The 12,318-nt window shown below is 62.2% G+C and carries 11 protein-coding genes and 1 tRNA gene; 7 read left to right on the forward strand and 5 right to left on the reverse strand.

The window, feature by feature from the left end; all coding sequences use genetic code 11:
- The first annotated feature begins 64 nt into the window (after window positions 1-64).
- From GU3_RS04555 to GU3_RS04565, 3 genes are all read left to right on the forward strand, one after another.
- Window positions 65-2,329 (forward strand): DUF6351 family protein, encoded by a 2,265-nt coding sequence (locus tag GU3_RS04555; protein WP_014291375.1) that lies wholly within the window; start codon window positions 65-67, stop codon window positions 2,327-2,329.
- Between the two features lie 30 nt (window positions 2,330-2,359).
- Window positions 2,360-2,761: a hypothetical protein gene (locus GU3_RS04560; RefSeq protein WP_014291376.1), complete on the forward strand. Its 402-nt coding sequence runs from the start codon at window positions 2,360-2,362 to the stop codon at window positions 2,759-2,761.
- Window positions 2,762-2,890: 129 nt separating this feature from the next.
- Window positions 2,891-3,100 (forward strand): glycine zipper 2TM domain-containing protein, encoded by a 210-nt coding sequence (locus GU3_RS04565; protein WP_014291377.1) that lies wholly within the window; start codon window positions 2,891-2,893, stop codon window positions 3,098-3,100.
- A 15-nt stretch (window positions 3,101-3,115) separates the two neighbouring features.
- Here GU3_RS04565 and GU3_RS04570 read toward each other — a convergent pair whose 3' ends face one another.
- The 4 genes from GU3_RS04570 to pepA form a co-directional block, all read right to left on the reverse strand.
- On the reverse strand, window positions 3,116-3,589 hold the full coding sequence (locus GU3_RS04570) for a CAP domain-containing protein (protein ID WP_014291378.1): 474 nt from the start codon (window positions 3,587-3,589) through the stop codon (window positions 3,116-3,118).
- Between the two features lie 135 nt (window positions 3,590-3,724).
- The gene (locus GU3_RS04575; RefSeq protein WP_014291379.1) at window positions 3,725-6,577 is read right to left on the reverse strand and encodes a valine--tRNA ligase; all 2,853 of its coding nucleotides are present in this window, start codon (window positions 6,575-6,577) and stop codon (window positions 3,725-3,727) included.
- A gap of 4 nt (window positions 6,578-6,581) precedes the next feature.
- Window positions 6,582-7,025, reverse strand: a complete 444-nt coding sequence (locus GU3_RS04580; RefSeq protein WP_014291380.1) for a DNA polymerase III subunit chi — start codon at window positions 7,023-7,025, stop codon at window positions 6,582-6,584.
- Between the two features lies 1 nt (window position 7,026).
- The gene (gene pepA / locus GU3_RS04585; protein WP_014291381.1) at window positions 7,027-8,538 is read right to left on the reverse strand and encodes a leucyl aminopeptidase; all 1,512 of its coding nucleotides are present in this window, start codon (window positions 8,536-8,538) and stop codon (window positions 7,027-7,029) included.
- Between the two features lie 159 nt (window positions 8,539-8,697).
- Here pepA and lptF point away from each other — a divergent pair, with 159 nt between their 5' ends.
- Together lptF and lptG are read left to right on the forward strand one after the other, a co-directional pair.
- On the forward strand, window positions 8,698-9,807 hold the full coding sequence (lptF, locus tag GU3_RS04590) for an LPS export ABC transporter permease LptF (RefSeq protein WP_237711167.1): 1,110 nt from the start codon (window positions 8,698-8,700) through the stop codon (window positions 9,805-9,807).
- A complete protein-coding gene (lptG, locus tag GU3_RS04595; RefSeq protein WP_014291383.1) occupies window positions 9,807-10,877 on the forward strand; it encodes an LPS export ABC transporter permease LptG in 1,071 nt (356 codons plus the stop codon). The genes lptF and lptG overlap by 1 nt, the downstream gene beginning before the upstream one ends.
- A 70-nt stretch (window positions 10,878-10,947) precedes the next feature.
- On the opposite strand, the gene GU3_RS04600 is transcribed toward lptG, so the two are convergent.
- Window positions 10,948-11,442 (reverse strand): RDD family protein, encoded by a 495-nt coding sequence (locus GU3_RS04600; RefSeq protein ID WP_014291384.1) that lies wholly within the window; start codon window positions 11,440-11,442, stop codon window positions 10,948-10,950.
- Between the two features lie 175 nt (window positions 11,443-11,617).
- Here GU3_RS04600 and GU3_RS04605 point away from each other — a divergent pair.
- Both GU3_RS04605 and GU3_RS04610 read left to right on the forward strand, forming a co-directional pair.
- Window positions 11,618-11,702: transfer RNA gene (locus GU3_RS04605), tRNA-Leu, on the forward strand.
- A 132-nt stretch (window positions 11,703-11,834) separates the two neighbouring features.
- On the forward strand, window positions 11,835-12,314 hold the full coding sequence (locus tag GU3_RS04610) for a pyrimidine dimer DNA glycosylase/endonuclease V (protein WP_014291385.1): 480 nt from the start codon (window positions 11,835-11,837) through the stop codon (window positions 12,312-12,314).
- Window positions 12,315-12,318: the final 4 nt, after the last annotated feature.

Genomic DNA, 12,318 nt, shown 5'->3' on the forward strand with positions numbered 1-12,318 from the left:
GGCGGCGCAGCGCGGACGGCTCGGCTAAGCTTGATCCATATACGCATGGATCAAGGAGAGTACCATGTTATCCGGTCGCGCTGTCTTGCTGTTGTTGGTTCCCTTCCTGTTGGTTCTGTCCGGTTGCAGTGAAATTCAGGCCCGCCTGGGCCGGCACCTGCTGCCGGATCCCCCCGAGGTGGTGGTGGAGAGCCTGCCGCCGGACTATGATCCCGCTCACCCCCGCCCGCCCTATACCGGGCTTCATGCCTCCCTGGTGCCGCTGGATCTGTCCGCCTTCAATTTTCCGGTGCAACCGGGTGAAACCGGGCCTGTCGATACCTCCCTCGGGCCGCTGCAATACCCCTTTTCCTGCAATACCGAAGAGGCGGGCCTGGGCCAGCCGCTGGTGGATAACCAGGACGGCATCGGTACCCCGGTCTACGCCGAGGAAAATGGCGTCAAGAACAAGCAACAGTTGCTGGGTCACAGCAAGGACTGCCTGCTGCCAACCCGCCTCGACTATTACTATCGCATTCAGGGCCAGGATGACTTTCGGCGGTTGCCCGCAGGCGACTATCCCGCCGACATGGACTGGATCGAACGGGATGGCGAGCGCATTCCCTTTGTGCTCAGGGTCGAGCAGGGCACCATCAATCGCTTTATCTACGTGCTCGCCATGCTGGCGGATCCGACCGAGCCGGTTACCGATACTCACAGCCCCTACTGGAACCACAAGCTGATCTTTCATTTCAAGGGCGGCGTCGGTATCGGCAAGCGCCAGGGCAAGATGAGCCTGGGCCGGGTGGGCAGCCGGCTGATCCCCCAGCTGGCCCAGGGCTATGCCCTGGCGGGCTCCAGCGGCAACGTGACCAGCAACCACTACAACATGTGGCTGGCGGCCAATACCGCCGAAATGGTCAAGGCTCAGTTTATCGCCCGCTACGGCAAGCCCGACTACACCGTCGGCATTGGCGGCTCCGGCGGCGCCGTGCAGCAATATCTGTTTGCCCAGAACAAACCGGGACTGCTCGATGCCCTGATCCCCCAGTACAGCTACCCGGACATGATCACCCAGAGCATCTGGGCCCTGGACTGCGAGCTGTTTGAATATTATTTCGACGTCACCGCCCGGGAAAACAAGCGCTGGGAAGTGCAGGAAAACCGCAGTCTGGTGATGGGAGTGGCGGCCAGCAGCGAGGTGGAGCACGAGTTCAAGAAATATTATCGCTGGGCGCGCATGGCCGGACTGGGGCTGCGCCTGCCCGGGCTGCCACCGGGAGCCACCGAATGCTCCAACAGCTGGCGCGGGCTGGCGCCTCTGACCAACAATCCGCACTACTCCCATCGCGCCCATTACTACTCGCCGGCAATCGTGGCCAAGGAGCGTTTCAGCCATTGGCACGATCTGGCCCATGTGTATGGTGTGGATGAAAACGGCTACGCCAACCGTACCCACGACAACACCGGGGTGCAATACGGGCTGGAGGCGCTGAAACGGGGTGACATCTCGCCCGCCGAGTTCTTCCACCTCAACGCCAACATCGGCAGCTGGAAGCCGCCCGCCGACATGGTGCAGGAAAAGCTCTGGGTGCTGACCGGTGACGACAACCTGGCCGGTGTGTCTATCTGGAGTGATCACAACATGCGCAAAACCCCGGGCAGCCCGGTGCCACTGTGGGTGTTTGAGCGCAACCGGGCCGATCTGGTGAAAACCGCACCCCGCAGCCGGGGCAATCGCGATGCCATTGCCGCCGCCTATCGCTCCGGCCATGTGTTTCTGGGCAATATCGACCTGCCGGTGATCGATGTCCGTCATTATCTGGACCCCCAGCTCGACATGCACCACTCCTATGCTACCCAGTCGGTGTGGCTGCGCCTGCAGGCCGCTCGTGGCAACACCGACAACCTGGTGATCTGGCAAAGCGGCAAGCCCTTTAACCCCAGCGACAAGGCCTTTGAGGTGCTGGACCAGTGGCTGACCTCGGGACAGCGGCCCGCCAGTGCCGTGGATGCCTGCTGGACCGATACCGGCGAGCTGATTGCCGAGGGCGAAGACGTATGGAACGGCCCCTGGCGGGGGGACGCCGACACTGGCGCCTGCCTGCAGCGTTACCCGGCGTTTCGCTCGCCCCGCAACGTGGCTGGTGCGCCGCTCACCGGCGAGCTGTTCCAGTGTGCCCTGATCCCGGTGGAAGAGGCCGTGGTCCGGGGGTTGTACGGCGGGCTCGACATGCGTCCCCACATGGCCATGCTGAACACCGTCTTTCCCGAGGGGGTCTGCGATTACCGGCGTGGTGATGTGGCGCGGCCGACGAATGCAGAGATGGGGCTTGCCGGCGTGTTATAGTGGCGTAAATCATGATTAGGGAAGACACTCATGTATCCGCCGCCGGATCCCCACATGCAGTTGTGGGACGAATACAAATACCGCCATGACCATATCTGGCAGAAGCTGTTTCAGATCACCATAGCCGTGGTGCTGCTAGGATCCGTGCCCTATCTCAAACCCGAAATCACTCAGGTGCTGAAGGGTTGGATCCTGATAGCGCCGCTGCTGGGTACGGTACTGAGCCTGATAAGCCTGGTGCTGATGCATTTTGAGCTGACCCTGTTTGGCAAGATTGCCCGGGCGCACCGGGCTCATCAGCAGGAGCTGGGACTGATCCAGCATAGCCGGCACAACTATTTTCGTTACCTGGTGCTGAGTTACGTCAGTTTTCTGCTGCTGGTGAGCATCGCCAACGTGGCGGTGGTGCGGCTGTTGTGGCTGGCGCCCTGAATTGCTGCGTCAGTGCTCTGCACAGGGCGACCGTCCGCCGCTGTCGGGCGGGCTGGCCTCGGCATACACTTAATGATGAAGCCGGGCGTTGTGTGCCCGATGCGCGAACAGAGGTAATGAACAATGGTAATGCATGGCAAAGTGAAGGCGGGCGCGGTGGTGATGGTGCTGCTGCTCGGGCTGTCGGCCTGTGCCAATATGTCGGATCGCGAGCGCAATACCGCCATCGGCGCCGGTGTGGGCGGCGTGGCCGGCTCGGTACTGACCCACGGCAGTGCCGTGGGCACCATTGGCGGGGCCGTGGTCGGCGGGGTGATCGGCAACCAGGTCGACAAATAACGCCCGTGCCGGGCACTACCAGGCGGGCTCGCCCAGGTAGTTGCCCGGCGGATAGTAGTTGCACACCAGTATCATGATGTTATTGCAGGTGGAGGTGGCGCAGCCCAGCTCGCGGGTGACGGGCCATATCATCTGAGTATAATGGCCAACCCTGGGCACCAGCTCGCGACTGAGTGGCTGGCCCGAATAAAAACGTTTTTCGTCCTCCCAGCTCTTCACCCCGTCCAGCTCGTCGTAATAGCCCAATGTGCCCATAAACAGGTTTTCGCCAAAACCCGACCCCTGACTGTGCTCGATATCGCAGCGCTGGCTCAGCACCCGGGCCCAACCGGTGGCCTGGCTCTCGGCTCGGGCCGACCAGGTCAGCGGGGCGGCACCGACCTCGGCCCTGGCCGCATTATGGGCCTTGAGCAAGGCCTGATTGATGTCGGCGGCGGAAACAGAGCCGGCCAGCAGCCATGTCAGCCAGATAAAAAGACGTACTCTCATGGAACAACTCCCTCGGTGATCCTGCTGTTTTCAGGGTAAAGGGGAGGGTGTGAAAACGCCATGTTGCTGCCTCGTCCAGCCGCCATAAAAAAGCCCCGGCGTTTGCCGGGGCTGTGGTCTTAATCAATGGGGTGATTACAGGCTGGCGATCTGCTCCCGCTGCTGTTCCAGCTTGGCCAGAGTGGCCTGATAGTCGGCCAGTTTTTCCTGCTCCTTGGCCACCACCTCGGCGGGGGCCTTGGCCACAAAGCCGGCGTTGTTGAGCTTGCCTGCCAGGCGCTTGATCTCGCCCTGTACCTTGCCCAGCTCCTTGTCGAGGCGCGACAGCTCCGCGTCCTTGTCGATAAGTCCCGCCATGGGCAGCAGCAGCTCGGTGTCGCCGATCAGCTGTTTGGAGCTCAGCGGCGCTTCCTCGTCGGCGGCCAGCAGGGTGATGGACTCAAGCTTGGCCATGGCCTTGAGGAAGGCGTCGTTGTCGGTGGCGCGGCGGGCGTCGTCACCGGCCGGGCGCAGCAGCACGCTCAGGGGCTGACCGGGAGGAATGTTCATCTCGGCGCGCAGGTTTCGAATGGACACGATAAAGCGCTTCACCCATTCCAGATCCGCCATCGCCTGCTCGTCCTGCTCGGCGGCGTTCACCTCGGGGTAGGCGGCCAGCATGATGCTGTCGCCACCGCGACCGGCCAGCGGGGCTACCCGCTGCCAGATCTCTTCGGTGATGTAGGGCATGATGGGGTGGGCCAGCCGCAGCAGCGTCTCCAGCACCTCGATCAGGGTCTTGCGGGTAGCACGCTGCTCGGCCTCGGCACCGTGCCACAGCACCGGCTTGGTGAGCTCCAGGTACCAGTCACAGAACTGGTTCCAGATAAACTCGTACAGGGCGCTGGCGGCGCGGTCAAAGCGGTAGCCGTCGAGGGCGCTGCGCACGTCGGCGATGGTGGCCTGCAGCTGGGCGCGGACCCAGCGATCCGCCAGCGAGTATTGCAGCTCGCCGCCGTGCTGTCCGCAGTCCTGCTCCTCGGTGTTCATCAGCACATAGCGGGAGGCGTTCCACAGCTTGTTGCAGAAGTTGCGGTAGCCGTCCAGGCGCTTCATGTCCCAGTTGATGTCACGGCCGGTGGAGGCCATGGCGCACAGGGTAAAGCGCAGGGCGTCGGTGCCGTGAGCTTCGATGCCATCGGCAAATTCCTTGCGGGTGCGCTGTTCAATCTTGGCGGCCAGCTGGGGCTGCATCATATTACCGGTGCGTTTGGCCACCAGGGACTCCAGATCGATGCCGTCGATCATGTCGAGGGGGTCGAGCACGTTGCCCTTGGACTTGGACATCTTGTCGCCGTTCTCGTCACGAATAAGACCGGTGACGTAGACGGTCTTGAACGGAACCTGCGGCTTGCCGTTTTCGTCCTTGATGAAGTGCATGGTCATCATGATCATGCGCGCCACCCAGAAGAAGATGATGTCAAAGCCGGTGACCAGCACGCTGGACGGATGGAAGGTAGCCAGCTCCGGAGTCTTCTCCGGCCAGCCCAGGGTGGAGAAGGTCCACAGCGCCGAGCTGAACCAGGTGTCGAGCACGTCTTCGTCCTGGCTGAGTTTCACCTCGTCGCCCAGGTTGTGAGCGGCGCGCACTTCGGCCTCGTCCCGACCCACGTAGACCTTGCCGGACTCGTCGTACCAGGCGGGAATACGGTGGCCCCACCACAGCTGGCGGGAGATGCACCAGTCCTGAATGTCGCGCATCCAGGAGAAGTACATGTTTTCGTACTGCTTGGGCACAAACTGAATATCACCGTTTTCCACCGCCTCGGTGGCCACCTTGGCCAGGGGCGCGGCGCGCACGTACCACTGGTCGGTGAGCATGGGCTCAATCACCACGCCGCCGCGGTCACCGTAGGGCACGGTGAGATCGTGATCCTTGATGCTGTCGAGCAGCCCCAGGGTTTCCAGCTCGGCCACCACGGCGCTGCGCGCCTCAAAGCGGTCCAGGCCGTGATAGGCGGCGGGCAGCTCGGCGCTGTACACATTCGACGGCTCGCCGGTGGTGGTGAACACCTCGGCCTCATCGCGAATGGCGGCGTCAAAGGTGAGCACATTGATCATCGGCAGGCCGTGGCGCTTGCCCACTTCATAGTCGTTGAAGTCGTGGGCCGGGGTGATCTTCACACAGCCGGTGCCCTTTTCCATGTCGGCGTGGTCGTCGCCCACGATGGGAATACGGCGGTTGACGATGGGCAGGATGATGTCCTTGCCGATCAGGTCTTTATAGCGCGGGTCTGCCGGATTGACCGCCACCGCGGTGTCACCCAGCATGGTTTCCGGGCGAGTGGTGGCCACCACCAGGTAGTCCTTGCCGTCGGCGGTTTTCACACCATCGGCCAGCGGATAGCGGAAGTGCCACATGTGGCCCTTCTTGTCCTTGTTTTCCACTTCCAGGTCGGAGATGGCGGTGTGCAGCTTGGGATCCCAGTTCACCAGGCGCTTGCCGCGGTAGATGAGATCGTCCTCGTACAGGCGGACGAACACTTCCTTCACCGCGTTGGACAGGCCGTCGTCCATGGTGAAACGCTCGCGATCCCAGTCCACCGAGGCGCCCAGGCGGCGCAGCTGCTGGGTGATGGTGCCGCCGGATTCCTTCTTCCACTCCCAGATCTTGTCGATAAAGGCCTCGCGGCCGTAGTCGTGACGGGTCTTGCCTTCCTCGGCGGCGATCTTGCGCTCCACCACCATCTGGGTGGCGATGCCGGCGTGATCGGTGCCCACCTGCCACAGGGTGTTCTTGCCCTGCATGCGCTGGTAGCGGATCAGGGTGTCCATGATGGAGTCCTGAAAGGCGTGGCCCATGTGCAGGCTGCCGGTGACGTTGGGCGGCGGAATCATGATGCTGTAGGCATCTTTGCTGGTGTCGCCGTGGGCCTTGAAGTAGCCCTTGCTTTCCCATTGCTGGTACAGGGCCTGCTCGATGGCGTTGGGATTAAAGGTTTTTTCCATGGTGTTATGCATCTTGAGTGTGGAGTGGTACCGGCGCTGTGGTCAGCTCGAAGCCGGCCTGCCGGTAGGCCTTGAAGCGCTCCCGGGCCTGCTGTTTGCCGGCATCGGAGGCTGGCACAAAGTCATGCAGCTGGCCAAAGCGGCGGGCAAAGGCGGGTGCCTCGGGGGCCAGGTTGATCAGCACGGCGCGGCCGCCCTGGGGCGGCTGCCAGCCAATCACCACGGGCGCGCCCTGGCGCGGGCCTTCGCCCTGCAGGTTGTGGGCCACGAAGCTGTCGGCCTCCTGCTGCCACAGGCGTTCGTCAATGGCCTCGGCCTGGGCCTGGTCGGGGGTGTAAATAAACACCCCCAGCCCCTGGCGGTAGCAGTCGGTGGCCAACCGGCACACCCACTGCTCCAGCAGGCCGGCGTCGTCATTGGGCAGCAGGTGAAAACAGCCGGTGTTCATTTTATTCTTCGACGTTCAGGGCGCCGGCGCGGTTCAGCAGGAACTGGGTCAGCAGCGGCACCGGACGGCCGGTGGCGCCCTTGTTCTTGCCGCTTTGCCAGGCGGTGCCGGCCACGTCGAGGTGGGCCCAGTTGTACTTTTTGGTGAACCGGCTCAGGAAGCAGGCGGCGGTAATGGTGCCCGCCGGCCGGCCGCCGATGTTGGCCATGTCGGCAAAGGGGCTTTCCAGCTGCTCCTGGTATTCGTCGCTCATGGGCAGGCGCCAGGCCCGGTCGCCGGCCTGCTCGGAGGCATTGAGCAGCTCGTGGGCCAGGGGGTTGTGGTTGGCCAGCAGCCCGGAGGTGTGGTGCCCCAGCGCGATGATGCAGGCACCGGTGAGGGTGGCCACGTCGATCACCGCTTCCGGCTCAAAGCGCTCCACAAAGGTCAGCGCATCGCACAGCACCAGCCGGCCTTCGGCGTCGGTGTTGAGCACTTCCACGGTCTGGCCGGACATGGTGGTGAGAATGTCACCGGGGCGATAGGCGTTGCCGTCGGGCATGTTTTCACAGCCCGCCAGAATGGCGACCACGTTCACCGGCAACTGCAGCTCGGCCAGGGCATTCATGGTGCCCAGCACGGAGGCGGCGCCGCCCATGTCGTATTTCATTTCATCCATGCCCTCGGCGGGCTTGAGCGAGATGCCGCCAGCGTCGAAGGTGAGGCCCTTGCCCACCAGGGCAATGGGGCGGGCATCGGGGTCCGGGTGGCCCTTGTATTCAATCACCGACATCATGGCTTCGTTGTGGGAGCCCCGGGCCACCGCCAGATAGGCGTTCATGCCCAGCTCCGCCATTTCTTCCTCGCCGATGACGCGGGTGCTGATGTTGTCCCAGGCGTCCGCCAGCTGGCGCGCCTGAGACGCCAGGTAGGCGGGGTTGCACACGTTGGGCGGCATGTTGGCCACGTCGCGGCAGACGCGCACGCCCTTGGCCACGGCCTGGCCGTGGGCGATGGCGCGCTCGCCAATGGTCAGCTCGCGGCGGGTGGGGACATTGAATACCAGCTTGCGCAGCGGACGGCGCGGCTCGGCCTTGTTGGTCTTGAACTGGTCAAAGCTGTACAGGCTGGCGAGGGTGGTTTCCACCGCCTGGCGCACCTTCCAGTAGGTATCGCGGCCCTTGACGTGCAGCTCGGTCAGGAAGCAGACCGCTTCCATGGAGCCGGTTTCGTTCAGGGTGCTGATGGTGTTGCGAATGATCTGCTTGTATTGCCGTTCATCCAGCTCGCGCTCCTTGCCACAGCCAACCAGCAGCACCCGCTCGCCCAGTACGCCGGGTACCTGATGCAGCAGCAGGGTCTGGCCGGGCTTGCCTTCCAGATCGCCGCGGCGCAGCAGCGAGCTGAGGTAGCCGTCGCTGACCTTGTCGAGCTGTTCGGCCACCGGCGACAGCCGGCGCGGTTCGTATACGCCGACCACGATGCAGGCGCTGCGCTGTTTCTCGGGACTACCGCTTTTTACACTGAACTCCATGGATTCTCCTGAGCCTGAAGACAATGGGCGCCGAATGAACGATAATGACGGGCATCGCCAAGGCGCCGGATTTCGCAGAGTTAATATGCGAAAATCGTGATTTTACGCTTATTGTTAAGCGTTTCCATTAAAAAAGACAAGTTTACACTGGGATTAACGGTGATTGCATTCCGCTATTTGTTTCGGGAAACCCTGAAGACTCAGCTGGCCGTGTTGTTTGTGCTTTTGCTCATTTTTATCAGCCAGAATTTTATCGACGTGCTGGGCAAGGCCGCCAGCGGCGAGATCCCCGGTGCCCTGGTAGGCAAGCTGCTGCTGCTCAACCTGCCGGAGATGGCGACCCTGATGCTGCCGGTGAGCCTGTTTATCGGCATTCTGTTCGCCCATGGCCGGCTCTATGCCGAAAGCGAGATGACGGTGATGAAGGCGGTGGGTATGGGGCCGGGGCGCATTATGCGCACCACCCTGGTGCTGGCCCTGCTGTGGACGGCACTGGCCCTGCTGAACTCGCTGTGGCTTAACCCCTGGGCCAAGAACCAGGTATTTCAGCTGCGGGAAGAGATCAAGGCGGATCCCGGCTTTGCGGTGCTGCGCGAAGCCCGTTTCATGAGCCTGGATGGCGGCCGCATCGTGGGCTATGTGGAAGAGCTGGAAGAAGACGATGACGGCAACCGGCTCAACCGGCTGTTTGTGGTGCAGCAGGGCCAGGCCCAGCGTGCGCCGGCTATTGTCGTGGCCGACAGCGGCCGGCTGCACGAGCAGGACGACGGCCAGTGGCTGACCCTGGAGCACGGCCGACGTTACAGTGGCACGCCGGGCAACCGGGAGTTTGACGTGGCCGAGTTTGATGAATACAGCGCCTACATTCGCCCGTCGGAAATTGAAACAGCCCAAAGCCGCATTGAGTCCATGTCCAGCCGTGAGCTGCTGAACGCCGACGAGCTGCTTCAGCGTACCGAGCTGCAGTGGCGGCTGGTGCTGCCGCTGTCGATGCTGGTGCTCACCCTGGTGGTGGTGCCGCTGTCGGTGGTGAATCCGCGCCAGGGCCGCTATGCCAAGCTGCTGCCGGCGATCATGCTGTATTTGGCGTATTTCCTGTTGCAGACCGCGTCCCGCTCGGCGGTGGAAGGGGGCAGCCTCCCGCCGGCGCCCGGCCTCTATGCGGTGCCGCTGGCCTTTTTGCTGCTGGTGGCGCTGCCCCTGAACTTGGCGGAAACCGCCTGGTGGAACCGCACTCGGGAAAAACTCACACGGAGCAAGGCTGCCTGATGTTCAATATTCTCGATCGTTACATTGGCCGTACCGTGCTGATGGCCATGTTGTTGTGCGAATTCGTGCTGGTGGGGCTGTCCGCCATCATTCGCTATGTGGAGCAACTGCGCAGTGTGGGCGAGGGCAGCTATACCCTGCTCTCGGCCTTCTATTATGTGCTGCTGTCCATGCCCAAGGAAATAGTGTTGTTCTTTCCCATCGCCGCCCTGCTCGGCGGCCTGATTGGCCTGGGCCAGCTGGCCAGCTCCAGCGAGCTGGTGGTGATGCAGGCAGCGGGCAGCTCCCGTTTCAATATCGTGACCAGTGCCTTGAAAACCGCGGTGCCGATGATGCTGGTGATCATGCTGATTGGCGAGTACCTGGCGCCGACCACCAAGCTGGCGGCGGATGATCTGCGTACCCAGGCCCGCTCCGGCGGCCAGGTGGTGCTGTCGGTGAACGGCGTCTGGGCCCGGGACAATGAAGCCTACATCAACATCGGTCAGGCCCGCCGCGACGGCACCCTGAGCAACATTACCCTGTACCATTTCGACGATGAACAGCGCCTTCAGCGCATTACCCAGGCCGCCAGCGCCGACTATCATAACGGCGAGTGGACCCTGCTGAATTTGACCGACACCCTGTTTAACCATGGCGAGTCCATCGTGACCGAGCAGCAGGCCAGCCGCCGCTGGCAGACCAGCCTGACCCCCGACAAGCTGGGGGTGGTGGCGATTGAGCCGGCAGAGCTGTCGATGCGGGGACTGTGGGAATACCAGGGTTATCTGGAAGACAACGGTCAGGATGCCAGCCTCTATGCCCTGGAGTTCTGGCGCAAGGCACTGCAGCCGGTGATGGTGATCGCCATGATGCTGCTGGCCTCCTCCTTTGTGTTCGGTGCCCTTCGCAGCGTGACCATGGGCGCCCGGCTGCTGATGGGCATTCTGTTCGGTTTCGGCTTTTACGTGGCCAACGAGGTGTTCGGCCCCATCAGCCTGGTGTATGAAGTGCCGCCCGTCATCGGTGCCCTGGGCCCCAGCCTGCTGTTTATTGCCGTGGCGCTGTTTTTGCTCAACCGCCGTGCTTAACCGCAGGGAATAGGGACTGGGGATGAGGGATTTGTTTTAGTCCCCAGTCCCTGATCCCGAATCCCGACCTTTATTCCCGGCTCAGTAGTTGCCGGTTCTGCTCCTTGGTGAGTACCACCATTTCACAGTGGGCCAGCCTGTCCTGCAGGGCCAGCCGGGTACCTGGGTTAAGCCATATCCAGAAATTGCCCAGCCCCAGCAGTGCGGCCAGGGCGCGTACCAGGCACTGACCTAGGGTCAGCCGTGAGCCGTCGGTATTCTGCACGCGCAGCCGCCAGGCACGCATGCCCAGGGTCTGGCCGCTGGTACGCCAGAACCAGCAGTAAAAGCCCAGCACCACGGCCAGTAAAACCAGCTGGTAGCTTCGGCTGGCGCTGAGCAGGGCGGCGGTGTCCTCGTGTGCCCCGAGATCAATCCAGCCCAGATGCAGGGCCAGGGCGGTGAGCCCGAAACAGACAAAGCCCGCCACCATCAGCAGCGCCACCACCACCAGAAAATCATAAAGCCAGGCGCCCAGGCGCCGCAGCACCCCGGCCCGGGGCAAACCCGCATAAGAAGAAGCCACCAGTCATGTTCCTTTGATTATCGAAGAGGGGCATTCTAGCAAAAGCCGCGCCGTGAAAAAGCCAAAGCTGGCCGCGCAAATAATGCTCAGTCGGCACCGCCCTGCTGATAATCCGGTTGCGGGGTTGAGGCGGACGGGTATAATGCGAGGCCTCACTCATGGTGAGTCTACCGGTGGCAGTGTGATGGAATTGGTAGACATGAGTGATTCAAAATCACTTGCCTTCGGGCGTGCCGGTTCGAGTCCGGCCACTGCTACCAACAAAAACCCGGCCATGCCCGGGTTTTTTTGTGCCTGTGTTTCGGCTTTTGCTGACCACCTCGCGCTTTCACGGCTTGCTCCGCCCGCGACTCGCTTTCACAATAATGCCGTGTTCATACAGGGCGACATTCGTGAATATTTTCATTCTGGACAACAACATAGAGCGCTGTGCCGAGTATCACTGCGATCAGCACGTGGTCAAGATGATCCTGGAAAGCGTGCAGATCCTGTGCACCGCCCTCAACAAAAAGGGCTTTGAGACGCCTTACAAATCCACCCATGTGAAGCATCCCAGCGTGCTGTGGGTAGAAGCGTCGTACGATAATTTTCAGTGGCTGACTCGCCTGACCGAGGCGCTTAATGCCGAATACCGCTATCGCTACCGCAAGGACACCGATCACAAGTCAATGCCGGTGCTGGCGCAAATACAGCAATTTCAATACCCGGCCATTGGTCTCACCGAATTCGCCCAGGCCATGCCCGATCAGTACAAGGTGCCCGGTGATGCGGTGCAGGCTTACCGCAATTTCTACCTGGGTGACAAAATGAAATTCGCCCGCTGGACCCGGCGGGAGATTCCCCATTGGGTGCCATCCGCCGCCTCACGGTGAGGGC

The organism is Oceanimonas sp. GK1 (genome assembly GCF_000243075.1).
In the GTDB taxonomy this organism is placed as follows: Bacteria; Pseudomonadota; Gammaproteobacteria; order Enterobacterales; family Aeromonadaceae; genus Oceanimonas.